Below are 22,261 nucleotides of genomic sequence, written 5' to 3'. Positions count from 1 at the left end.
GCCCGGCCAGGGGGACGGTACGCGCGGACGTGTCGAGCTGACGTACGTCGCGTCGGCGGACACGTCCTGGGCGACCGGAGCGAAATGGATTCGACGTCGGTGGCGGCGCCGGGTGGACTGACCCCATGACGACACCTCAGGAAGAGCTGCTGCCCGGCACCCGGCGTGCGCTGCTGCACAGGATCGCCGTGGCGCAGACCGAAGGGCGGGCGCCGTCGCTCGTCGCCGCCGTCGTGAGGGGCGGGCGAACCGTGTGGCACGGGGCGCGGAGCTCCGTCGAAGGCCACGGCCCGGACGAGAACGTGCAGTACCGTATCGGCTCCCTCACCAAGACCTTCACCGCCGTCCTCGTCCTGCGACTGCGGGACGAAGGGCTGCTGGATCTCGGCGACCCGCTGGAGAAGCACCTGCCCGGGACGGGCGTCGGCGAGGCCACCATCGCCGAGCTGCTCGCGCACACCGGCGGGCTGGCGGCCGAGACGCCCGGTCCGTGGTGGGAACGGACCCCGGGCTCCCTGCGGCCCGAACTCGCCGACGTCCTGGGCGAACGGGCGGCCCCGCATCCGGCCGGCCGCCGGTTCCACTACTCGAACCCCGGCTACACCGTGCTGGGGGCACTGGTGGAACGGCTTCGCGGGGAGCCGTGGGACGAGGTGCTGCGGCGCGAAGTCCTCGAACCTCTGGAGCTTCGCCGCACGAGCGCTCACCCCCAGGCCCCGGCCGCGGGCGGCTGGGCGGTGCACCCCTGGGCCGACGTCATGCTGCCGGAGCCCGCCGAGGACTTCGGACGGATGGCGCCGGCCGGACAGCTCTGGTCCACCACCGGCGACCTCGCGCGGTTCGCCGTCTTTCTGGCGCGGGGCGACGACCGGGTGCTGAGCGTGGAGACACTGCGCGAGATGGGGACGCCCGCGGCGCCGGCGGGACCGGCGGAGCTGGCGGACGGCGCGTCGTACGGGCTGGGACTGCAGATCCAGCACCGGGACGGACGGCTGCTCGTCGGCCATTCCGGCTCGGTCCCCGGCTTTCTGGCCACGCTCCTCGTAGGCGTTGAGGACGACGTGGCCGCGGTCGTGCTCGCGAACTGCACGTCGGGGCTGATGACGTCCCAGGTGGCGGCCGATCTCGTCCGGATCGTCGCCGAGTCCGAGCCACGGATCCCCGAGCCGTGGCGGCCTCTGTCCGAGGCCGCTGACTCCATTCTGGAACTGGCGGGGCAGTGGCACTGGGGAACCAGTCCCATCGCTCTGCGGGTGACCGCCGACGGGCTGCTGTCCCTGGGGCCTGTGTCCGGCGGTGGCAGGCGCTCGCGGTTCCGGCCGAACGGAGACGGGACCTGGACCGGACTGGACGGCTACTACGCGGGAGAGATCCTGCGGGTGGTGCGGCGGGCGGACGGGAGCGTGGAGCACCTCGACCTGGCGTCGTTCGTGTTCACGCGCCGGCCGTACGAGGAGAGCGCCGCAGTGCCCGGGGGCGTCGATCCGGCGGGGTGGCGGGGGATCGGCTAGACGCACGCGGCGGGGGGGGGGCTGTTTCACGTGAAACAGCCCACCCCGCCGAGCGTGATGTGCTGCTTTGCGAACGGGGCTCTCAGAGCTGCAACTTGAAGCCCACGTGGGAAGCGACGAAGCCGAGCCGTTCGTAGAAGCGGTGGGCGTCGGTGCGGGTGTTGTCGGAGGTCAGCTGCACCAACTGGCAGCCGGCCTGCCGTGATTCCTCGATGGCCCACTCGATGAATCGCGTGCCCAGCCCGCTGCCGCGCTCGTCGGCGTGCACGCGGACCCCCTCGACGATGGACCGGGTCGCGCCCCGCCGGGACAGGCCCGGGACGATCGTCAGCTGGAGGGTGCCGACCACGCGTCCTTCCCGGACGGCGACGACCAGGCGCTGGTTCGGGTCGGCGGTGAGCCGCTCGAGTGCGGCCAGGTAAGGGCCGAGGTCGTCCGGTGACTCACGTTGTGCGCCCAGGGCGTCGTCCGCGAGCATCGCGACGATCGCGGGGACGTCCTCGGCGACGGCGGCCCGTATCTCAAGATCTCCCATGGCCGCCACCCTATGCAGGCAGCGTCACCGGCTCCTTGAGGGATTCCACGACCTTGACGAGCGGGGCCAGTTCCGGGTTCCTGGCAGCCTCGTCGAGAGCCTCACGCAGCGCGGCGTCGTTGGTCGGACGGGCTTCGCCCAGCAGCGTCAGGCCGGCGGCGGTGACGTTGGTGTAGATGCCGCGGCGGTCGGTGGGGCACAGGTAGCGCTCCAGCAGCCCGCGGTCCTCCAGCCGGGTCACCAGCCGGGTGGTCGCGCTCTGGCTGAGGACCACCGCGTCGGCCACCTGCTTCATCTGTAGATGGCCGCCGTCGCCCTCGTGCTGCCTGCTGAGGACGTCGAGCAGGGAGTACTCGCGCACGCTCAGGTCGTGGCTCGCCTGTAGTGCGCGTTCGATGTGGGCCTCGATCCTCCCGTGCAGCAGAGAGAGGGCACACCAGCCCTGAGCGAGTGCGGTGAGCGCGGGGTCCGTCGCAGTCATGGCGTTTCTCCTCCGTCCCGGAACGGCTGACACCCAGGGTAGAGCACCTCTGCAATTGTCGGCGCTTGCCGATAGCCCGCGTGTGCAACTATTGTGGAAGCACGTAAAGCGCTCCTGCAATCATCTGGGAAGGTGTCAACCCCTATGCCTCTTGCGCTTCTGGCCCTCGCGATCGGGGCCTTCGGGATCGGAACGACCGAGTTCGTGATCATGGGCTTGCTCCCCGAGATCGCGGACGACTTCGGAGTCTCGATCCCCACGGCCGGCTTCCTCGTGACCGGCTACGCGCTCGGCGTCCTGTTCGGCGCCCCGCTCATGACGGCCCTCGGCACCAGGATCTCCCGCAAGAGGATGCTGATGCTGCTGATGGGCCTGTTCATCGTCGGGAACCTGCTCTCCGCGGCCGCCCCGGCCTTCGGCGTGATGCTGATCGGCCGCGTGGTCGCCTCCCTCGCCCACGGTGCCTTCTTCGGCATCGGTTCGGTGGTCGCGGCCGACCTGGTCGCCCCTGACAAGAAGGCCGGAGCCATCGCGATGATGTTCACCGGCCTCACGGTCGCGAACGTGGTCGGCGTACCCCTGGGGACTCTCGTCGGGCAGAGCATCGGATGGCGCGTCACCTTCGCCGTCGTGGCCGCGCTCGGTGTGATCGGTCTGGCCGGCATCGCCAGGCTGGTACCCGAGATGCCGCGGCCCCAGGGCGTCCGCCTGCGGCACGAACTGGCCGCTTTCAAGAACGCCCAGGTGCTGCTCGCCATGGCGATGACCGTCCTCGGCTTCGGCGGCGTCTTCGCGGCCATCACCTACATCGCGCCGATGATGACGCACGTGGCCGGCTTCGCGGACGGCTCTGTCACCTGGCTGCTGGTCCTCTTCGGACTCGGCATGGTCGGCGGAAACCTGATCGGCGGCAGGTACGCCGACCGAGCGCTGATGCCCATGCTGTACGTCTCCCTGGGCGCTCTGGCCGTCGTCCTGGCGCTCTTCACCCTCACCGCCCATCACAAGGTCCTGGCAGCCGTCACGATCGCCCTGATCGGCGCCCTGGGCTTCGCGACCGTCCCGCCCCTGCAGAAGCGCGTCCTGGACCAGGCGCACGGCGCCCCCACGCTGGCGTCGGCGGTGAACATCGGCGCCTTCAACCTCGGCAACGCGCTGTCCGCCTGGCTCGGCGGCCTCGTGATCGCGGCCGGACTGGGCTACACCGCGCCGAACTGGGTCGGAGCAGCCCTGGCGGCGGGCGCCCTGCTGCTCGCCGTCGCCTCGGCCGCGCTGGAGCGCCGTGACAACGCCCGCGACGGTTCCACGCCCGCCGTCACCGCCAGTCCCTCCGCCGAGCGGCAGGCGGCCGTCCAGCACTGAGCCCGCACGGTCGCCGCGCCGACACCGTCCCGGCGACCGCCGCCGGCCGACCCGTCCTTCCGTAAGCCCCCGACAGCGTCACCACCCCCCGAGGAGCACCTCCGTCATGAACACCCCTACCGCCGCGCCCCTGACCACCCACGACGCCGAGACCATCGTGGCGGCGGCGCGAACCGCCGCGGAGACCGCCGGGGTCACGGTCAGCGTCACCGTTGTGGACGCGGGCGGCCACCTGCTGGCCTTCCGCCGGGACGACCGAGCGGTGCTGATCTCCGGAGAGACGAGCACCCGCAAGGCCTACACGGCGCTCCAGCTGAACACGGCCACCGCCGACCTCGTGGAGGCCGTACAGCCCGGCGGTCTCTTCCACACCCTGCCCACCGCGCTCGACCGGCCGCTGCTGTTCATCGCGGGCGGTGTGCCGATCCACCGCGACGGGCGGCTGATCGGGGCGCTCGGGGTGGGCGGGGGAGCCCCGGAGCAGGACCACGGCTTCGCCACGGCGGCGGTCAAGGCACTGGTCTGACACGGGCGGTCACCCGCGTCGAGCGCCGGCCCTCCCCCCGAGGAACCGGCGCTCTGCGCGGCACCCAGGCGTTGTCAGCCGGCCGCCACCGTCAGCGGGGCGAAGCGGCGACGCCAGTCACCGGGCAGCTCCGCGATCCCGTAGGTCATCACGGAGTTGAAGGCCACGGTTTCCAGGCCCCGCGCCTTCACCCAGTCCAGCAGTTCCTCGTGCCGTACGTCGATGTCGGTGCGCAGCGGCCGGTCGGTGCGTACGGCGAGGGAACAGAGAAGAGCCTTCGCGGTCCCGGTGTCCCGGGCGATCAGCGGCCCGACCACCTGGGTGTCCATGTTGGGCCATGCGGCGGCGTAGCCGATGATCCGACCCTCGTCCTCCGCGACCCGCAGCTGGTCGGCGAACGCGGGCAGGCGGGCGATCACGTGGGTGCGATCGGCGCCGAACACCTCCTCGTCGAGGCGCAGGATCGACGGGAGGTCCTCGGCCGTGGCGGCACGCGTGATGACGTCTGTGGCCGGTTCCGGCGTGGCGAGGCGTCCGCGCACCATCTCCGCGCGGCCCGTCGCCTTGAAGCCCAGCTCCTCGTAGAGCGGACGGCCGCTCGGGGTGGCGTGCAGGGTGAGGGGAGTGGCGTCCATCAGCGACACGACATGGCGCATCAAGCGACGGCCGACGCCTTGTCGGGCATGCCGCTCGGCGACCAGGACCATGCCGATCGCGCCGAGGCGGGGATGCCCGTGCGGGCCGTACTCGGTGACGACGCATGCGGCGACGAGGCCCCCGGCGGGATCGTCGATGCCATAGCCGTTCCCCGCGGAAAGGAGGAGGCCCCATTTGTGTTCCTCACGAGGCCACCCCCGATCTTCGGACAAGTCGGCACAGGCAGCGAGATCGCGGTGTGTCAGACGGCGGATGGGCAGAGCGGTGAGAGGAGGAGTCGGCACGCAGGTCAGGCTGTCCGAACCGTGTGCTCGGCGTCCACCCGATTCCCCTGGGCGAGCGCTCTTTTGGCCACGTCATGGCTCCTTGCGCACTGCATCGACAGGCACATGGCTCCGCAGGGGCGGGCAGGCGGTGTTTCACGTGAAACAGAGAGACGGAGGCCTCCCCCTGCAAGGCCGGGGCACGTTTCACGTGAAACCTCGGCGCATGCGCGAAGTCCGAGAAGGCTCGGTGCGTCCGTGTCACACATAACCGCTGTGACACGACTCCCCATCCGCGAATCCCCCCTGCCGCACAGGGCGATTGGGCAGACGCCAGGCTGTGATCCTCGGGTGCCCGGGGGTACTCGCGCGAGCACTGGCGGCCGGTAGGGTCGAATCCGGTTCGCTTCCGGGACGAGGCGCACGAGACACGGGTGGAGCAGGACGTCGTCTCTCCAGGGAGTGCCCGGACCGACCCAGAAGACGTTCGAGGCGAGGCACATCATGGAGGTTCCGGCCACCAGGTCGGCCGACGACGGCACGTCCGGCAAGGGTGGATGGTTCGCTCCACCGAAGCAGCCGAAACCGCCCGTGGACAGCGAGCTGCGGCCCACTGGCCCGGCCGGCGGTCATCTGGGACCCGTTCAGCAGCCGGAGCCCGCCGAGCAGGCGTCCGAGGCGTCCCCGGACGCCATCCTCGTCCGCCGCACCATGGCCGAGGTGGTCCCGGTCGCCGACGAGGTCACCTCGTACTTCTACGCCATGCTCTTCGTCCGCCACCCCGAACTGCGGGCGCTCTTCCCACCCGCCATGAACGTCCAGCGGGACCGGTTGCTGAAGGCGCTGCTGACCGCCGCCGAGCACATCGACGACACGCCCGTCCTTCTCGACTACCTGCGGAACCTGGGCCGCGGTCACCGCAAGTACGGCACACGGGCCGAGCACTATCCGGCTGTCGGCGAGTGCCTCATCGGTGCCCTGAGCAGGTACGCGAGCGCGGTGTGGGACGGCCGGACGGAAGCGGCCTGGGTCCGGACCTACACCAGGCTCTCCCAGGTCATGATCGACGCGGCTGCTGCCGACGCGCTGCGGGCACCGGCATGGTGGCACGCGGAGATCGTCTCGCACGAGCTCAGGACGCCGGACGTGGCGATCCTGACCGTTCGCCCCGACCAGCCCTACGCCTTTCGCGCCGGGCAGTACACCAGTCTCGAGACGCCCTGGTGGCCGCGGATCTGGCGGCACTACTCCTTCGCCTCCGCGCCCCGCTCCGACGGTCTGCTGACCTTCCATGTGAAGGCCGTTCCCGCGGGCTGGGTCTCCAACGCGCTGGTCCACCGCGCCCGGCCCGGTGACGTCATCCGGCTGGGGCCGCCGACCGGCTCGATGACCGTGGACCACACCAGGGGCAGCGGGCTGCTCTGTCTGGGCGGTGGGACCGGCATAGCCCCCGTCAAGGCGCTGGTCGAGGAGATGGCGGAGCACGGCACGCGGCGCTCGGTCGAGGTGTTCTACGGCGCCCGCAGCGATCACGACCTGTACGAACTCGAGACGATGCACGGTCTCCAGCGGTCCCACCCCTGGCTGGAGGTTCGCCCCGTCGTCGACAGGAACGGCCTGCCGCAGTTGCCCGACGCCTTACGCACGTTCGGCCCCTGGACCGACTGCGACGCCTGTGTCGCCGGTCCGCCCGGCATGATCCACAGCGCGGTGGACGCCTTGCGCGAGGCCGGTGTTCCCCGGGAGCGCATACGCCATGACGCGGTCGAGGAACTGGCCGCCACCGGGAGGTGAGCAGCGGCCGCGCCGCCGCCCCGCACTCGACCGCACCGGCCCGTGTAGGCGGCAGTCCGCCGACCGGGTGGGCTCAGCCGAGGTCGGGGGCGTGCATGGCCCGTACGCCCTCGATGTTCCCGTCCAGATAGTGCCGCAGGGACAGCGGCACGAGATGGACGGAGGCGATGCCGACCCGGGTGAACGGCACCCGGACGATCTCGTACTCGCCGGCCGGTTCCTCGACCTCGGGCCCGTGGCGCAGCGCCGGATCCATGGACTCCAGACGGCAGACGAAGAAGTGCTGCACCTTCACGCCGGTCGCACCGCCGTCCGCGCCGATGTGCTCGACGGTGTCGACGAAGCAGGGCACCACGTCCGTGATCTTGGCGCCGAGTTCCTCGTACACCTCACGATGCAGTGCGTCCACGACCGTCGCGTCATCCGGCTCGACCCCGCCACCGGGCGTCACCCAGTACGGATCGACACCGGGCTTGGTGCGCTTGATCAGGATCAGGTTGTCGCCGTCGAGGAGAACGGCTCGTGCGGTGCGCTTGACCACGGGTCGGACGGTCATGGGAGAAATGTGGCCCGGCTGGTTCCACGTGAAACATCCCGAGAGGTCACTGGTCGGGCTCATCCCTCGGCTTCGCCGCCGGGAGTGTCAGCACCACGCGGCGGCCGCGCCCAGCAGCAGGTCGTGCGCTCGCGCGACATGCGGCATCGCGAGGGTCCCGGTGCGCACTGCCAGGACGTACGTACGCAGCGGCGGCACCGCCGGCTCGTGCAGCGCGACGACGTCACCGCATGCCAGAGCGGACGCACAGAGGTAGCGCGGAAGGACCGCCAGACCTGCTCCCGCGACCGCACAGGCGAGGACCGCCCGGAGATCGGGCACGATGACGGTGCCCGAGGCGGTGGGGCGGGCGTCGAAGACTGCGGCCCAGTAGCGGGTGACCAGGGGCAGGGACTCGTGCACCTCGACGACGGGGAGGTTCACCAGCGCGGACGCGTCCTTGCGGCGCAACCTGCCGGAGTCGATCCGCCCGGCCCACCGGGAATCGGCGATCAGCACGTGCTCCTCGTCGCACAGCGGCGTCGCCGTGAGCAGTGACCCGCGGGGCCGTGCCGTGCTGATGACCAGGTCGTGGTGGCCCGCGGCCAGGCCCTCCAGAACCTCTTCGGCGGTGCCGAAAGAGGCGCGCAGAGCGAACGCCTGGCCGTCGTCGCCGGACAGCCCGCTGAGGGCCGGCAGGGCCCGCTCGGCGGTGAACTCGGGGGGCCCGGCGAGGTGCAGCGTCCGCGCTGCGGACTCGTCGTCGAGGCCGACCTCGGCGATCTCCACCAGAGCGTCGAGATGGGGAGCTGCCTTGTGGGCGAGTTCGTTACCGATGCTCGTCGGCGTCACACCGCGGGGCTGCCGCAGGAACAGAGGGCGGCCCACTTGCCGCTCCAGTGTGCGTATCTGCGAGGTGACGGCCGGCTGGGACAGGCCCAGCAGCGCGGCGGCGCGGGTGAAGGAGCCGGCCCGGTGCACGGTCACGAAGGTGCGCAGCAAGGCCAGATCCATGGAGCGTCCTCCCCCTTGCCGCCTTTCGCAGGGCTTTCGAACAGGTTCCCACTATAAATAAGTCAATAGGCTACTGTCGTTACGGTGATTGGACACTGACACAGAGTCAACTAGCCTTGTGAGCGCGGTTCTTCGCGCGCAGAACCGGGGGCGGTCCGAGCCACGAGGGGGGAGGCTCGGACCGCCCGACGCGTTCAGCGGGGGTCACACGGGGCGCTCCCGAGCAGGTCACCGCTCCGATTCCTCCAGCGCACGCAGCACGTCCGCCACGAGGTCCTCGGGATCCTCGGCCCCGACCGACAGCCGAACGAAGCCCTCCGGCACGGCGTCGCCGCCCCAGCGCCCTCGCCGTTCCGCGGTGGATCGCACGCCGCCGAAGCTCGTCGCCTCGTCCACGAGCCGCAACGCGTCCAGGAACCGCTCGGCCCGCGCGCGCGTGGCGAGCGTGAAGGACACCACGCACCCGAAACGCCGCATCTGCTGCGAGGCGACCTTGTGGGAGGGATCGTCGGGCAGCCCCGGATAGCGCAGGCCGCTCACTTCGGGCCTGCCCCGCAGCGCCTCGGCGACGGCCAGAGCGGTCGCGTCCTGTCGGTCGACGCGCATCTGCAGGGTCGCGATCGAGCGGTGTGCCAGCCAGGCTTCCATCGGCCCGGGGATCGCCCCGACGACTTTGCGCCAACGCCGCACGGCCGTCATCGGCTCGCCGGCCCGACCGGTCACATAACCGAGGAGGATGTCGCCGTGGCCGGTGAGCTGCTTGGTGCCGCTGGCCACCGAGAAGTCGGCGCCCAACTCCAGCGGGCGCTGCCCGAGCGGGGTGGCGAGCGTGTTGTCCACGGCCACCAGCGCGCCCTGCGCATGCGCCGCCTCGGCCAGCCTGCGGATGTCGCACACGTCGAGTCCCGGGTTCGAGGGGGACTCGATCAACAACAGCTTCGCGCCGTCGAGCACCTCGAGCTGCGCGTCCGCACCGGTCGGCGCGGTACGCACCTCGATGCCGAACGCCTCCAGCTGGGCGCGGGCCAGGGGCAGCGCCTGGTAGCCGTCGCCGGGCAGCACGACCGCGTCCCCGGCGCGCAGCTGCGAGAAGAGCACCGACGAGATCGCTGCCATGCCGGAGGCGAAGACGAGCGTCTCGACGCCGTCCCGCCCCGGCGCCTCCAGCTCGCCGATGGCGTGCTCCAGGTGGGTCCAGGTCGGGTTCTCGTCACGCCCGTAGGTGTAGGGGCCCGTGGGTTCTCCCGGCAGGTGGAAGTGCGCCGCGAAGACCGGCCCGGGGAGGGTGGGCTCGTACTTCACGGGCTCGGGCAGTCCGGCACGCACCGCGCGGGTGCCGTCGCCGGCGCCCGGGGAGACCCCCTCGTTCCCAGGAGAACCGTTCATGCCATCCGTCCTTCCACGTCCTCACGCACGGCGGCGAGCAGACCGGTGCTCGCCTCCTCCACCATCTCAAGACATTCCTGGAAGCCGTCGCGGCCCCCGTAATAAGGGTCGGGGACGTCGAGGTCGTCGCCCGCCGCGGGGTCGTAGGAACGCAACAGGCGCACCTTCGCCGCGTCCTCCTCGGTGGGTGCGAGGTGGCGCAGCGCCTTGAGGTGTCCGAGGTCCAGGGCGATCACCAGGTCGAGGCCGGCGAACCAGGACGACTCGAATCGCCGGGCGCGGTGGTCGAGCGCGTAGCCGTGCTCCTCCAGAACGGACCGGGCGCGCGGGTCGGCGTTCTCGCCCTCGTGCCAGTCGCCGGTGCCGGCGCTGTCGATCTCGACCAGGGTGTCGAGACCGGCCTCCTCCACCCGCGCCCGGAAGACCGACTCGGCGATCGGAGAGCGGCAGATGTTGCCCGTGCAGACGAAGCAGACGCGATAGGTCATCGCGGGCTCAGTCCTCGTCGGGCAGCACGACGTTGAGCGCCCAGGAAACGACGGAAATGATCAGGCCACCGAGGACGGCGGTCCAGAAGCCGTCCACGTGGAAACTCAGATCGAACTTGCCGGCCAGCCATGAAGTGAGCAGCAGCATCAGGGCGTTGACCACCAGGGTGATCAGACCGAGCGTGAGGATGAACAAGGGGAAGGTCAGCACCTTGACGACCGGCTTGACCAGGAAGTTCACCAGGCCGAAAAGCAGTGCGACGACGAGGAGCGTGCCGATCTTCTTGCCCGTGCTGTCACCGGTCAGGGTGATCTTGTCGAGCAGCCAGACGGCGACCGCCAGGGCGCCTGCGTTGGCGATCGTCTTGACTACGAAATTCTTCATGTGTCTGATCGTGGCAGAGAGATCGCCAACGAGCACCGGACGAGAGCGGACAAGGTCGATGAAGGCATTCCGGCTGGATGAACTGGAGGCGGAACGAGCCGCCAACGACGGCGCCTACCTGCAGTTTCTGCGCGAGCGGAACATGTCGGTCGGCCTGTACGCGCTCGACGCCGGCACCCATGATCCACAGAACCCGCACAACCAGGACGAGGTGTACTTCGTGGTGAGCGGCCGGGCGTCGATCACGGTCGGTCTGGAGACCACACAGGTCGCGCGCGGGAGCGTGGTGTACGTACCGGCCGGCGTCGCCCACAAGTTCCATCACATCAGCGAGGACCTGCGCGTCCTGGTGGTGTTCTCGCCGCCCGAGAGCTGAGTCCCTCCACCTTGCCGCCGACCCGCGGTCTCGGGGTTCCCTAGGGGTTCGATCAGGGGAGGACAAGGGATGCGGGGCCCCCGTCGGACCCCTCTTCGGACCTAGCATCGACGCAGGACATCGAAGTGATCCGGCGCGGCAGGAGCGCCGGACGTCGATCGAAGAGGATGAGGTCCAGGGCCATGCAGGAGATCTTCTCGGGACTGCCGTGGTGGGTGAAGTGGGTCGCGGTGCCGGTCATCGCGCTGGTCGTGTTCGGGGGGCTGATAGCCAGCGTCGTCGGCTTCGTGATCGGCCTGCTCTTCAAGCTGCTGGTCTTCGTGGCGCTCGTCGGCGGACTGATCTACGTGGTGCGGAAGTTCACGTCGAGTTCGTCGTCGCGCGGCGGGTGGTGAGGCGCGGGGCCGGTGAGTGCCCCGCCGGAGGCCGGTGAGCGGTAACAGGAATCACCGGTTCGCTCGGCCGGGGGAAGTTTTCCCACAGGCCGTCTGCAAGCGGTGGCAGGCGGTTAAAGTCCGGAATTCGACGCGGGGACGACGCCCCGCATGCGGCGTAGCCCCCTCCCGTGTTCCCCCGCACGGACCGCCCCCTCGCGCTCCGGGAGTGCCCCCCTTGTCCACGGTCGACACCGCAACCGCAAACACCTACGCGCCCCCCACTCCGCCGCGATCGCTCGCACCGCCGCTCCAGCGGCCGCCCAACCCGGCAGTTCCCGAGCAACCGCACCCGGCGGCCACCCTGATCGGCTCCGTGCAGCGGGCCATGAGGCTGCTGGAGACCGTCGCGGAGCACGAGTTCGGGGCCCCGGCGAAGCAACTGGCCCGCGAGACCGGTCTCGCGCTGCCCACGGCCTACCACCTGTTGCGCACCCTGGTGCACGAGGGCTATCTGCGCCGGGACAAGGGTCTGTTCTTCCTCGGCGAGGCCGCCGAACGGCTGGGCAGCAGTGGGGCCGCGCAGAAACGTCGCAGCACCGTCGCCGACACTCTCGCCCAGTGGCGCGATTCGATCGGTGTCCCCGTGTACTACGCGCGGTACCGGGACGGCGAGATCGAGATCATGTGCGTCTCCGACACCCCGGGGAACCCGGCGGTGGAGGAATGGGCCGACTTCCGCGAGACGGGACACGCGCACGCCATCGGCCAGTGCCTGCTCTCCCAACTGGACGAGGACGCACGGCGCGACCACCTGCACCGTTACCCCGCGCAGTCGATCACCCCCTATACGGTGCGTGACAACCACACGCTGCTGCGGCGCCTCGAGCGGATGCCGCGCATGGAACCGGTCGTCGAACGACAGGAGTACGCGCTCGGCACCGTATGCGCCGCCATTCCGATCACCGTGGGCACCACGGCGGCGACGATGGCGATGTCACTGCCCGCCCACCACGCCGGCCGACTGCACGTGGCGGCCCGGCAGTTGCAGAACGAGGTCGGACGCCTGCTGGGGTCCCTCGCGATCTCTATCAGTATCTGAAAACTCACTCCTTGTGATCTGTTGTGTACGTTCAGCAAGATGCCTGCAGTGTCAGAAGGTTCATTCCCGGCCAATCGACGGCAAATGACGGGGTTAGGCGATGCGCGAGTCCGTGCAGGCAGTACAGGCAGAGGTCATGATGAGCTTCCTCGTCTCCGAGGAGCTCTCGTTCCGCATCCCGGTGGAGCTGGGTTACGAGTCGTGCGATCCCTACGCGGTGCGGCTCACCTTCCACCTGCCCGGCGACGCGCCGGTGACTTGGACCTTCGGTCGGGAGTTGCTCATCGACGGGGTGGGCAGGCCGTGCGGTGAGGGCGACGTCCGCGTCTCGCCCGTCGATCCGGATGTGCTCGGAGAAGTGCTGATCCGGCTTCAGGTCTGCGGAGATCAGGCGGTGTTCCGCTCCTCGGCGGCTCCTCTGGTGGCGTTCCTCGATCGAACCGACAAGCTGGTCCCTCTCGGGCAGGAGGGCGCGCTGGCCGACTTCGACGCGCATCTGGACGAGGCGCTGGGCCGCATCCTCGCGGAGGAGCAGAGCGCGGGCTGACGGGCGGGCGCAGCGAGCGGTGGCGTAACGCTTCGTCACCGGGCGGGACTATGCAGGAACGCTTCTCCATCGGTTCATCCGTCAAGACGCCCCACCGTCAAGACGACCGTGCGTCAAGCCGCACATCGGCCCACTCGAGGGTCGGAGGGCTGAACGGACGGTCGGACGGATGGACGGATGGGCACGCGCCGCCCGGCTCCAGGGCCGGGCGGCGGGAAGACAGGTCAGCGTTTGCGGCGCCTGCCGCGGCCGCTCCGGGACGGAACGGGATCGGCCGTCGCTCCCACCGAAGCCGTCGAGCCCGTCGTACCGGCCACAGCTGCCGCCGGAACCGCCCCTGCGGCCGCGTGGGTTCCCGGGCGGTCGGCGGAGACCACGAGGGCCGCCAGCAGCGTCGTGACCGGCACGGAGGCCACCAGGCCGATCGAGCCCACCAGCGTCCGCACGATCTCCTCCGCCACCAGCTCGCTGTTGGCGACCGCGCCCACGCTGCTCTGCGCGATGGAGAAGAGCAGCAACAGCGGCAGGGCGGCTCCGGCGTAGGCGAGGACCAGCGTGTTGACCACCGAGGCGATGTGGTCCCGGCCGATGCGGATACCGGCCCGGTAGAGCCCTCGCCGGCCCATCGAGGGGTTGGCCTCGTGCAGTTCCCAGACCGCGGACGTCTGGGTGACCGTCACGTCGTCGAGCACGCCGAGCGAGCCGATGATGATGCCGGCGAGCAGCAGGCCGCTCATGTCGATCGACGGGTACAGACCGTGGATGAGGCCGGTGTTGTCGTCCGTGTTGCCGGTCAGCGCCGCCCAGTCCATGAACACCGAGCCGAGGATGCCGATGAGCAGCAGTGAGACGAGGGTGCCCAGCACCGCGACGGAGGTACGGGCCGACAGCCCGTGACACAGATAGAGGGCGATCAGCATGATGGCGCTCGACCCCACCACCGCCACGATCAACGGGTTCGAGCCTTGCAGGATGGCCGGCAGTACGAAGAAGTTCAGCACCAGGAAGCTGATGGCCAGCGCGACCAGCGCCATCACGCCCCGAAGCCGCCCGACCACCACGACGGCGATCGCGAAGATTCCGGCCAGCACGGACATCGGGATGCGACGGTTCACGTCGGTGACCGAGTACTGGAGGTCCTTCGGCGCGGAGGGCTCGTAGGCGACCACGACCTTCTCGCCCTGGTCCAGCTGCCGGGTCTGGTCCGGCTGGATGATCTCGGTGAACGTACGGCCCTTGTCGTCGCCCGTGTCCACCCGGATCGTGGCCCTCTTGCAGGTGCCCTTCGCCTGCTGCTGCGCCGAGGACCCCTCGGCCGTGGAGGTGTCGCCGGTCGGAGTGTCGCCCGAGGCGTTCACCGAGGCGCAGTTCACGCTCACGACCTTGGTGACCGTCGCCTGCTGGGTCTGCCGGTCGAAACCGACCCCGGTGCGCTCGTGCGCCGGCGCTCCCCCGGGCCACAGCACCACGAGCCCGACCAGGACGGCGACGCCGAACGGGATGAGGACGGCCGCGATGACCTTGCGCAGATGCCGGGAGACGGGAGCGGCCGGACCGTGGCTGTGGCTGTGACCGTGGGAATGCCCGTGCCCGCCGTGCCCGCCGTGCCCCTGCCCCTGCTGCCCCTGCTGCCCCTGCCCCTGCCCCTGCTCCTGGCCGGGGTGGTGGTCGTGGTCGCGGCCGGGCTTGTGTCCCGCACGCTGCCCGCCCCCGCGTCCGTCACTCGGACCGCCGCCGTGTCCATCCGGACCGCCGCTGTGTCCGTCACCCGAACCGCTGCTGTGTCCCTCACTCAGGCCGTCCTGGTATGCCTCATCGTGGCGGCTCCCGTGACGGTCCCGGCTCTCATGAAGGCCGTTGCCGCCCCCATGGCCGCCATACCCGTACGCGTAGCCGTCTCCGATCCCCTGGCCGGGGCCAGGACCCGCTCCGGGAGCCGCTCCGGGATCCGTGTCAGGCCCGACGCCGGGCCCGGCGACAGGTCCCTGACCGCCGGGAGGCCGACCGCGGCGTGTCAGGCCGCCCAGCCCTCCCGCGTACCCCGGCTCCCGTCCCGGGCCTGGGCCTTGGGCACGCCCGGGTCCGTGCGGACGCCCTGGTCCGCGACCGCCGATGCCGAGATCCCGAGGGTCTCCTTGACCGCCCCCGGAGGCGCCGCCGGGGCTGTTGGCCGGGCCGTTTCCGCCACCGGACCGACGCGGCGGCTCGGGCGGGAGTGGGGGATGGGGTGTCGTGGTCACCGACCGATCATCGCAAGAACGACAGGGGCCCCCTGTTCACCGCGCCCGAGTTGACGCTAGCGTGGAGGCACTTTTGCACACGCGGGAGCTCGGAGCACCGGGCTGAGAGGGCGCTGACCTCCGTCTTCGCGATGTTTCACGTGGAACGTCCCTCACGTCGAGTGATGTTTCACATGAAACGTCGGCAGGCGGTAGCCGCTGCGTCGACCGCCGAACCTGTTACCGGGTAATGCCGGCGTAGGGAGTAGGTCTCATGACCAAGAAGGACGCACGCACGCCTGCCTCCATGCAGAACGCGGCCAGCGACAACGCGGCGGAAGACAACCCGCTCGACGCGAACCCGCTCACCGCGAACCCGATCAACGCGAAGGCAGCCGGCGTGGACGCGGGCGCCGCGAGCGCCGTCGACGAGAACGACGCGGAGAGCCGGCCGTCCATCGGCTGGCACAAGGGGTACCTCGAGGGCGGCGAAGGCGCCCGGGCCGACCTCCGGGTGCCGGTCCGTCAGGTGCATCTGACCAACGGGAAGTCGGTCACTCTGTACGACACCTCGGGCCCGTACACCGATCCGCTCGTCGAGACCGATGTCCGCAGGGGGCTTTCGCCGTTGCGTGAGAGCTGGATCATCGCCCGTGGGGACACCGAGGAGTACGCGGGTCGTCCGGTCCGGCCGGAGGACGACGGCATCAAGCACACCTCGCCGCGCGGTGGTCTGCGCAACCTCGACGCCGTCTTCCCCGGTCGGCCCCGGCTGCCGCGTCGCAGTCGGGACGGCAAGGCGGTCACTCAGCTCGCTTATGCGCGGCGCGGGGAGATCACGCCCGAGATGGAGTTCGTCGCCATCCGAGAGAACGTTTCTCCCGAGGTGGTCCGCGAGGAGATCGCAGCGGGCCGCGCCGTGCTGCCGGCCAATGTCAATCACCCGGAGATCGAGCCGATGATCATCGGCAAGCGGTTCCTGGTCAAGGTCAACGCCAATATCGGCAATTCCGCTGTGACGTCCTCCATCGAGGAGGAAGTCGAGAAGATGACCTGGGCGACCCGGTGGGGCGCCGACACGGTCATGGACCTGTCCACGGGGCGCAACATCCACACCACCCGCGAGTGGGTCCTGCGCAACTCCCCCGTCCCCATCGGCACGGTGCCGCTGTACCAGGCGCTGGAGAAGGTCGACGGCCGTGCCGAGGAGCTGACCTGGGAGATCTACAAGGACACGGTTGTCGAGCAGGCCGAACAGGGCGTCGACTACATGACGGTCCACGCCGGCGTCCGCCTTGCGTACGTCCCGCTCACCGCCAACCGCAAGACCGGCATCGTCTCGCGCGGCGGCTCGATCATGGCGGCCTGGTGCCTGGCACACCACAAGGAGTCCTTCCTTTACGAGAACTTCGAGGAACTCTGCGAGATCCTCGCCGCGTACGACGTCACCTATTCGCTCGGCGACGGTCTGCGGCCGGGCTCGATCGCGGACGCCAACGACGAGGCTCAGTTCGCGGAGTTGAGGACGCTCGGGGAACTCAACACGATCGCCAAGCGTTTCCATGTACAGACGATGATCGAAGGCCCGGGACATGTCCCGATGCACAAGATCAAGGAGAACATCGACCTTCAGCAGGAGATCTGTGATGAAGCTCCGTTCTATACGCTCGGCCCGCTGACGACGGACGTCGCGCCGGCCTACGACCACATCACCTCGGGCATCGGCGCCGCGATGATCGCCTGGTGGGGCACGGCCATGCTCTGCTACGTCACGCCCAAGGAACATCTGGGACTGCCCAACCGCGATGACGTCAAGACCGGTGTCATCACCTACAAGATCGCCGCCCACGCGGCCGACCTTGCCAAGGGACACGCCGGTGCACAGGAATGGGACGACGCGCTGTCCGACGCGCGTTTCGAGTTCCGCTGGGAAGACCAGTTCAATCTTGCTCTGGACCCGGACACGGCACGGGAGTTCCACGACGAGACGCTGCCCGCGGAGCCCGCGAAAACAGCCCATTTCTGCTCCATGTGCGGGCCGAAGTTCTGCTCCATGAAGATCAGCCAGAGCATCAACGAGCGGTTCGGCGGCGGGGTGACCGAGGGCGCCTCGGCGGACGAGATCGCCGAGGGAATGCTGGAGAAGTCGAAGGAGTTCGCCGCGAGCGGGAACCGGGTGTACCTGCCGATAGCCGACTGAGAAGCCGTCCTCCGTCGGCGCCACCCGATCCGCGCCACCCGATCCGCGCCGTCCGATCCGCACCGCCCGTTCGGTCCGGCCATTCGGCCTGCCCGTTCGGACGGCCGGCCGGGCGGCGCCGGTGGGGAACCGACAGGCCGACTGACAGGGGGGAGCGATGAAGGTACCGGTGGGGGGCCGGTGGGGCGGAAGGGCGGCCGCGGCCGACCGGAGGGCCGATGAGCGGTTCGGCAGAGGGCCCGTCGCAGGGTTGAAGTCGGACGGCTACTCGGCAGACTGGCCCCCATGACAGCGCGATCCATGAGCAAGGGCGCCAATCTGCCGGTCGACTCACCGGATGTCCGGGTCGATCTCAGTTGGGCCGAGGGAGCCGGCGGGCCGGACATCGACGTCTCGGCGCTGCTGCTGACCGATGCCGGGCAGGTGCGGAACGACGGGGACTTCGTCTTCTACAACCAGCCGCTCCACGCGTCCGGAGCCGTGCGGCACGTCGGCAAGCGCCGGGACGGCGCAGTCGTGACCGACGCCGTCCACGTCGACTTCCGTTCGCTGGAGAGCGCGATCACCCGGGTGGTGCTGTGCGCGTCCGCCGACGGTGGCGTCTTCGGGCAGGTGAGGGACCTGACGCTGCGGCTGTTCGGTACGGGCGGCGGGTATGAGATCGCCCGCTTCGAGATGCAGGCCGACACGGAGACGGCCTTCATCGGGGGCGAGTTGTACCTGCGCGAAGGGAGGTGGAAGTTCCGGGCGGTCGGCCAGGGTTACGCTTCCGGACTCGCGGGGCTGGCCACCGACTTCGGCATCACGGTCGACGAGGAGCCGGGGGAGGCGACCGCGGCGTCCGTTCCGCCGCTGCCGCCCGGTCCGCCCCCTGCGGCCACGCCCGTGCCTGCGGCCACGCCCGCGCCCGGCCGTCCGGAATCGGTTCCCTCCGCTCCGCCTTCGGGACCTCGCCTGACGAAGGGCGAGGAACGGCTCCCCGTCGACATGCGCAAACGGCTGTCGCTGCGCAAGGAGCAGGTCGCCGTCAGCCTGAGCAAGCGGGGAGCCGCCGGCATCAGCGCGCGGATCCTGCTCGTGCTCGACGCCTCGGGCTCCATGTCGTTCCTGTACTCCAAGGGCGTGGTGGCGGACGTCGTGGAGCGGATGGCGGCGGTGGCGGCTCAGCTGGACGACGACGGGGAGATGCAGGCGTGGACGTTCGCCAGTGAGGCGGCTCGACTGCCCGACCTGAGGCTCGGCGAACTCCCCGAGTGGCTGCGGCTGCATGTGAGGGTGGGCGAGATGAGTCTGTTCCGTCGGTCCAAGAAGCCTCGGAAGGGGATGGAGCCGGGGCAGGTCGACATGCGCACGGTCGGTATCCAGAACGAAGAGCAGAAGGCGATCGCCCAGGTCAGAGACTTTGTCCGGGAGCATCCGGCGGACGCTCCGACGTTGGTGCTCTTCTTCTCCGACGGCGGGGTGTATCGCGACGCGGCGATCGAGCGGGAACTGAGAGCGGCGGTCGAGGAACCCATCTTCTGGCAGTTCGTGGGGCTCGGACGGTCCAACTACGGGGTGCTGGAGCGGTTCGACACGCTGCCGGGCCGACGCGTCGACAACGTGGGCTTCTTCGCGGTCGACGACATCAGCACCGTCCCGGATCAGGAACTCTACGACCGGCTGCTGTCGGAGTTCCCCGACTGGATCAAGGCGGCGACCCGGGCGGGCATCCTCTGACGGTCCCGGTCGAAGAGGTCGAACCGGTCGGATCGTCGAACCGGTCGGATCGGGTCGCTCGGTCCGGCCGTCAGCCTCCGTCTGAGTGCGGCCGTCCGTCTCCGGCCGCTCCGGCCGAGTCCGGCCGTCCACCGAGCCCCGCCAGCCGTCCACCGAGCCCCGCCGGCCGTCCACCGGGCCCCGCCGGCCGACCACCGGCGCGTCGGCTGTTCGCCGGCCTCGCCGGACGTTAGGCCCCGCCCGGTCCGGGCGTCCGTCCGTAGTTCGGCGGTCCCTGGGCAGGCGGCGCAGGACAGGGGCGGATCGGCGCGGGTCGAGGGCCCAGGCGCCGGGGCACCGGGGCACTGGGCTTCCTTCCGGCCGGTTCCGAGCCGGTGGACGGGTGTCCTTCCGCCCCCGGCCTGCGCCCCTGCCCCTGCCCCTGCCCGCCGCAAGGTCCTGTCCCACGTTCCGGTCCAGTCCACGTCCAACATCCCCGCCCTGAGTCCCTGAGTCGAGGGGCGCGCCGTGACGCCTATTCCGGGTGGTTTTCCGGGCCGCCGAACTCGGGGCTGGTGTAGTCCGGGCTGCTGAAGCTCGGCCGCGGGCCGGTCGAGCGGCCGTCGTCGGGACTGCTGAAGCCCGGCCGGCCGTAGCCGATCTTCGGGAGACGACCGGTGGGAGCAGGCGGGGCCGGTTCGGTGTGCAGGGCCGTCGCCGCGCCGGGGTTGGCGAGGGCCTCGCGGAGAAACGGCAGGATCCCGCGTTCCAGCAGGGCTTCACGCCAGGCCTCCTTGGCCTGGGTGACCTCCTCGTTCTGTTCGCCGTACGCCGCGGCCTCCAGGGAGGGCCGATTGCGCAGGGCGGTCAGCAGCAGAGCGACGGTGGCGACGAGGATCGCGGCCGCGGCCACGGCTCCGAACGCCCACCCGGCCGCGACCATGGTCTGGGCGAACGCCTGCTCGGGGGCGACGGTTCTGAGGATGTAACCGACGAGCAGGAAGATCACCGCGGCGGTCCCGGCGAGCACGGGGGTGAGGACGGCGGCGACGGCGCCCGCCCCGGCGGCCTCGGCGGCCTGGGTCGCCTCGCCCATGGTGGTGGCCAGGCCGATCGTGGCGACGCCGGATTCGGCGGAGCCGGACCCGGGCGCGTCCGTCGCGGTGGACGGTGCGGGGTGGCGCAGTTCCTCGCGGACCTTCACGTAGTGCTGGTACTCGGCCGCCGCGGCCACCGTGATGAGCGCGGAGGCGTTGAGCGCCATGGTGCGCAGCTGCTCGGAGTTGAGCCGCTGTCCCACAGCGGCGAGGTCCGGGTGGTGTGGGGCGGAGCGCAGCGCCTCGTCGAGGATCCGCTCGTACTCCTGGCGGTCCTCGCTGTGCAGGTGCTGCGGAACGCTGTTCATGTGCATCCCCCGATGCTCCGTAGGGCTTGGGGCTCGCATGCCAACGAGCCGTCGGGCAGAAACGGAGGGGAGCCTGCTACGGATAAGGCGATGGTAGAGCGGCGACGGCATGCGGTGACAGGGGGTTTGCCGAAATTGGCCCTTGGCCTGCGGTGTCGCCGGAGGCCGAGGGGCAGGGGGCGCGCTCGGCCCCGGGCGGCCCGGGGAAGGCCCGTGGAGGGGGCCGCGAGGCCCCGGCGAGGCCCCGGCGAGGCTCCGGAAGCCAGTGGCCGGAGCCTCGAACGGTCAGGCTTCCAGGGGGAGTTGCTGGACCAGGAGCTTGCCGGCCATCGTCACGCCGCCGTCCATCGCGATGGCGAGCCCGTCGGCGTAGACGTGGGGCCCTGCGACGTGCGGGCCGCCGTTGTCCTCGTCCTCCTCGGAGCCGACTTCGCCGAGCAGGTAGGGAATCGGGCTGTGGCCGTGAACGATGCGGGTGCCGCCGTACGTATCGAGCAGGGAGCGGACGGCGTCGGCGCCGCCCTCGTCGCGGAAGGAGAAGCGCTTGGTGAACTTGCGGAACAGATCCCACACCTCGTCCGCGTCGTTGCGCGTGATGGTCTCGCGGACGGTGTCGTTGACCGCCTCGATCGAGTCGCCGTAGTCGAGGTAGGCGGTGGTGTCGGAGTGGACGAGCAGGTGGCCGTCGACTTCCTCGACGGCGTCGAGCCGGGCCATCCACTGCAGGTGATGGTCCTGGAGACGGTCCATGTCGTACTTCTGGCCGCCGTTGAGCAGCCAGGCCGCCTGGAAGGTGGCGGTGCCGGCGCCGGAGTTGACCGGGGTGTCGCCGAAGCGCTTGGCGCCGAGCAGCAGCAGTTCGTGGTTGCCCATGAGGGCCTTGCAGTACCCGCCGGCCGCGGCGGCCTCCGCGGACAGCCGCATGACGAGGTCGATGACGCCGATGCCGTCCGGTCCACGGTCGGTGAAGTCACCGAGGAACCACAGCCGGGCGGTGCCCGCGCACCAGTTGCCGGCCTCGTCGATGAGGCCCTTCTCCTGGAGTGCGGCCACCAGTTCGTCGAGGTAGCCGTGCACGTCGCCGACGACGAAGAGCGGGCCCGGCCCGGTCGCGGGCGCCGGGGCCTGCGCGGGCGCCGGGTCCACCACGACCTGGAGGGTGTCTCCGCGGCGGTTGATGACGGGCAGGTCGCGCTGGGTGGGCGTGTAGCCGTCGGGGTGCTCCAGGGGCTCCTCGACGGGCGGCGCCGCATCGCCGGGCTGTGTGCCGTGGTCGTACGGACCGGTCTCGTTGACGTACGCGGGCACCCGGAAGTCGCGCAACGTCGCCGTCCGCTCCACCTCGGGTCCCTGACCGGCCCCCTGAGTCATCAGACCCCTCCACCATCGCGCCGCATCTGCAC

At 70.4% G+C, this 22,261-nt stretch carries 21 protein-coding genes; 10 read left to right on the top strand and 11 right to left on the bottom strand.

Annotated features, from left to right (window positions below; all coding sequences use genetic code 11):
- Positions 1-125: 125 nt before the first annotated feature.
- Complete coding sequence (locus KMS84_RS09890) at positions 126-1,511, top strand: serine hydrolase domain-containing protein (RefSeq protein ID WP_256915731.1); 1,386 nt, start codon at positions 126-128, stop codon at positions 1,509-1,511.
- Positions 1,512-1,593: 82 nt separating this feature from the next.
- Here the strand turns inward: KMS84_RS09890 and KMS84_RS09885 are convergent, their stop codons facing one another.
- Positions 1,594-2,046, bottom strand: coding sequence for a GNAT family N-acetyltransferase (locus tag KMS84_RS09885; RefSeq protein WP_256915730.1), 453 nt, complete (start codon positions 2,044-2,046; stop codon positions 1,594-1,596).
- 10 nt (positions 2,047-2,056) lie between these two features.
- Positions 2,057-2,527 carry a MarR family winged helix-turn-helix transcriptional regulator gene (locus tag KMS84_RS09880; RefSeq protein ID WP_256915729.1) on the bottom strand — a complete coding sequence of 157 codons (471 nt, stop codon included), beginning with the start codon at positions 2,525-2,527 and terminating at the stop codon, positions 2,057-2,059.
- 144 nt (positions 2,528-2,671) lie between these two features.
- On the opposite strand from KMS84_RS09880, the gene KMS84_RS09875 reads away from it, so the two are divergent.
- The gene (locus KMS84_RS09875) at positions 2,672-3,889 is read left to right on the top strand and encodes an MFS transporter (protein WP_256915728.1); all 1,218 of its coding nucleotides are present in this window, start codon (positions 2,672-2,674) and stop codon (positions 3,887-3,889) included.
- 106 nt (positions 3,890-3,995) lie between these two features.
- Positions 3,996-4,415, top strand: a complete 420-nt coding sequence (locus KMS84_RS09870; RefSeq protein ID WP_256915727.1) for a GlcG/HbpS family heme-binding protein — start codon at positions 3,996-3,998, stop codon at positions 4,413-4,415.
- Between the two features lie 74 nt (positions 4,416-4,489).
- Here KMS84_RS09870 and KMS84_RS09865 read toward each other — a convergent pair whose 3' ends face one another.
- Complete coding sequence (locus tag KMS84_RS09865) at positions 4,490-5,356, bottom strand: GNAT family N-acetyltransferase (RefSeq protein WP_256915726.1); 867 nt, start codon at positions 5,354-5,356, stop codon at positions 4,490-4,492.
- 483 nt (positions 5,357-5,839) lie between these two features.
- Between KMS84_RS09865 and KMS84_RS09860 the strand changes: the two genes are divergently transcribed.
- Positions 5,840-7,129: a globin domain-containing protein gene (locus tag KMS84_RS09860; protein WP_256915772.1), complete on the top strand. Its 1,290-nt coding sequence runs from the start codon at positions 5,840-5,842 to the stop codon at positions 7,127-7,129.
- A gap of 73 nt (positions 7,130-7,202) precedes the next feature.
- Here KMS84_RS09860 and KMS84_RS09855 read toward each other — a convergent pair whose 3' ends face one another.
- The 5 genes from KMS84_RS09855 to KMS84_RS09835 all read right to left on the bottom strand — a co-directional run bounded on the left by KMS84_RS09855 (position 7,203) and on the right by KMS84_RS09835 (position 10,937).
- On the bottom strand, positions 7,203-7,685 hold the full coding sequence (locus tag KMS84_RS09855; protein WP_069769274.1) for an NUDIX domain-containing protein: 483 nt from the start codon (positions 7,683-7,685) through the stop codon (positions 7,203-7,205).
- A gap of 87 nt (positions 7,686-7,772) precedes the next feature.
- On the bottom strand, positions 7,773-8,678 hold the full coding sequence (locus KMS84_RS09850) for a LysR family transcriptional regulator (RefSeq protein ID WP_256915725.1): 906 nt from the start codon (positions 8,676-8,678) through the stop codon (positions 7,773-7,775).
- Between the two features lie 228 nt (positions 8,679-8,906).
- Positions 8,907-10,064 (bottom strand): cystathionine gamma-lyase, encoded by a 1,158-nt coding sequence (locus KMS84_RS09845; protein WP_256915724.1) that lies wholly within the window; start codon positions 10,062-10,064, stop codon positions 8,907-8,909.
- Positions 10,061-10,552 (bottom strand): low molecular weight protein-tyrosine-phosphatase, encoded by a 492-nt coding sequence (locus tag KMS84_RS09840; protein ID WP_256915723.1) that lies wholly within the window; start codon positions 10,550-10,552, stop codon positions 10,061-10,063. Before KMS84_RS09840 ends, KMS84_RS09845 begins: the two co-directional genes overlap by 4 nt.
- 7 nt (positions 10,553-10,559) lie before the next feature.
- Entirely contained in the window at positions 10,560-10,937 is a 378-nt protein-coding gene (locus KMS84_RS09835; protein WP_256915722.1) for a phage holin family protein, read from the bottom strand.
- 58 nt (positions 10,938-10,995) lie between these two features.
- Here KMS84_RS09835 and KMS84_RS09830 point away from each other — a divergent pair, with 58 nt between their 5' ends.
- From KMS84_RS09830 to KMS84_RS09815, 4 genes are all read left to right on the top strand, one after another.
- Positions 10,996-11,313, top strand: a complete 318-nt coding sequence (locus KMS84_RS09830; protein ID WP_189923720.1) for a cupin domain-containing protein — start codon at positions 10,996-10,998, stop codon at positions 11,311-11,313.
- Positions 11,314-11,495: 182 nt separating this feature from the next.
- Positions 11,496-11,708: a DUF5326 family protein gene (locus KMS84_RS09825; RefSeq protein ID WP_256915721.1), complete on the top strand. Its 213-nt coding sequence runs from the start codon at positions 11,496-11,498 to the stop codon at positions 11,706-11,708.
- Between the two features lie 217 nt (positions 11,709-11,925).
- Entirely contained in the window at positions 11,926-12,789 is an 864-nt protein-coding gene (locus KMS84_RS09820; RefSeq protein WP_256915720.1) for an IclR family transcriptional regulator, read from the top strand.
- 100 nt (positions 12,790-12,889) lie between these two features.
- Positions 12,890-13,336, top strand: a complete 447-nt coding sequence (locus KMS84_RS09815; RefSeq protein WP_256915719.1) for an SsgA family sporulation/cell division regulator — start codon at positions 12,890-12,892, stop codon at positions 13,334-13,336.
- Positions 13,337-13,560: 224 nt separating this feature from the next.
- Here KMS84_RS09815 and KMS84_RS09810 read toward each other — a convergent pair whose 3' ends face one another.
- The gene (locus tag KMS84_RS09810) at positions 13,561-15,132 is read right to left on the bottom strand and encodes a YibE/F family protein (protein WP_256915771.1); all 1,572 of its coding nucleotides are present in this window, start codon (positions 15,130-15,132) and stop codon (positions 13,561-13,563) included.
- Positions 15,133-15,829: 697 nt separating this feature from the next.
- On the opposite strand from KMS84_RS09810, the gene thiC reads away from it, so the two are divergent.
- The gene (thiC, locus tag KMS84_RS09805; protein WP_256915718.1) at positions 15,830-17,755 is read left to right on the top strand and encodes a phosphomethylpyrimidine synthase ThiC; all 1,926 of its coding nucleotides are present in this window, start codon (positions 15,830-15,832) and stop codon (positions 17,753-17,755) included.
- Between the two features lie 285 nt (positions 17,756-18,040).
- A complete protein-coding gene (locus KMS84_RS09800; protein ID WP_256915717.1) occupies positions 18,041-19,474 on the top strand; it encodes a VWA domain-containing protein in 1,434 nt (477 codons plus the stop codon).
- Positions 19,475-19,988: 514 nt separating this feature from the next.
- Here KMS84_RS09800 and KMS84_RS09795 read toward each other — a convergent pair.
- Both KMS84_RS09795 and KMS84_RS09790 read right to left on the bottom strand, forming a co-directional pair.
- Positions 19,989-20,864, bottom strand: a complete 876-nt coding sequence (locus tag KMS84_RS09795; protein ID WP_256915716.1) for a hypothetical protein — start codon at positions 20,862-20,864, stop codon at positions 19,989-19,991.
- A gap of 279 nt (positions 20,865-21,143) precedes the next feature.
- Entirely contained in the window at positions 21,144-22,229 is a 1,086-nt protein-coding gene (locus KMS84_RS09790) for a metallophosphoesterase (RefSeq protein ID WP_256915715.1), read from the bottom strand.
- Positions 22,230-22,261 lie beyond the last annotated feature (32 nt).

Source organism: Streptomyces hilarionis (assembly GCF_024539675.1).
Lineage (GTDB): Bacteria > Actinomycetota > Actinomycetes > Streptomycetales > Streptomycetaceae > Streptomyces > Streptomyces hilarionis.
This window is presented reverse-complemented; position numbering and strand designations above follow the sequence as displayed.

Bases quoted from the DNA above. Each gene is read 5' to 3' on its own strand.
- KMS84_RS09815 (WP_256915719.1), top strand. From the start codon at position 12,890: ATGCGCGAGTCCGTGCAGGCAGTACAGGCAGAGGTCATGATGAGCTTC.
- KMS84_RS09790 (WP_256915715.1), bottom strand. From the start codon at position 22,229: ATGACTCAGGGGGCCGGTCAGGGACCCGAGGTGGAGCGGACGGCGACG.
- KMS84_RS09800 (WP_256915717.1), top strand. From the start codon at position 18,041: ATGACAGCGCGATCCATGAGCAAGGGCGCCAATCTGCCGGTCGACTCA.
- KMS84_RS09870 (WP_256915727.1), top strand. From the start codon at position 3,996: ATGAACACCCCTACCGCCGCGCCCCTGACCACCCACGACGCCGAGACC.
- KMS84_RS09830 (WP_189923720.1), top strand. From the start codon at position 10,996: ATGAAGGCATTCCGGCTGGATGAACTGGAGGCGGAACGAGCCGCCAAC.
- KMS84_RS09855 (WP_069769274.1), bottom strand. From the start codon at position 7,685: ATGACCGTCCGACCCGTGGTCAAGCGCACCGCACGAGCCGTTCTCCTC.
- KMS84_RS09880 (WP_256915729.1), bottom strand. From the start codon at position 2,527: ATGACTGCGACGGACCCCGCGCTCACCGCACTCGCTCAGGGCTGGTGT.
- thiC (WP_256915718.1), top strand. From the start codon at position 15,830: ATGACCAAGAAGGACGCACGCACGCCTGCCTCCATGCAGAACGCGGCC.
- KMS84_RS09835 (WP_256915722.1), bottom strand. From the start codon at position 10,937: ATGAAGAATTTCGTAGTCAAGACGATCGCCAACGCAGGCGCCCTGGCG.
- KMS84_RS09885 (WP_256915730.1), bottom strand. From the start codon at position 2,046: ATGGGAGATCTTGAGATACGGGCCGCCGTCGCCGAGGACGTCCCCGCG.
- KMS84_RS09850 (WP_256915725.1), bottom strand. From the start codon at position 8,678: ATGGATCTGGCCTTGCTGCGCACCTTCGTGACCGTGCACCGGGCCGGC.
- KMS84_RS09875 (WP_256915728.1), top strand. From the start codon at position 2,672: ATGCCTCTTGCGCTTCTGGCCCTCGCGATCGGGGCCTTCGGGATCGGA.
- KMS84_RS09860 (WP_256915772.1), top strand. From the start codon at position 5,840: ATGGAGGTTCCGGCCACCAGGTCGGCCGACGACGGCACGTCCGGCAAG.
- KMS84_RS09845 (WP_256915724.1), bottom strand. From the start codon at position 10,064: ATGAACGGTTCTCCTGGGAACGAGGGGGTCTCCCCGGGCGCCGGCGAC.
- KMS84_RS09840 (WP_256915723.1), bottom strand. From the start codon at position 10,552: ATGACCTATCGCGTCTGCTTCGTCTGCACGGGCAACATCTGCCGCTCT.
- KMS84_RS09825 (WP_256915721.1), top strand. From the start codon at position 11,496: ATGCAGGAGATCTTCTCGGGACTGCCGTGGTGGGTGAAGTGGGTCGCG.
- KMS84_RS09890 (WP_256915731.1), top strand. From the start codon at position 126: ATGACGACACCTCAGGAAGAGCTGCTGCCCGGCACCCGGCGTGCGCTG.
- KMS84_RS09795 (WP_256915716.1), bottom strand. From the start codon at position 20,864: ATGCACATGAACAGCGTTCCGCAGCACCTGCACAGCGAGGACCGCCAG.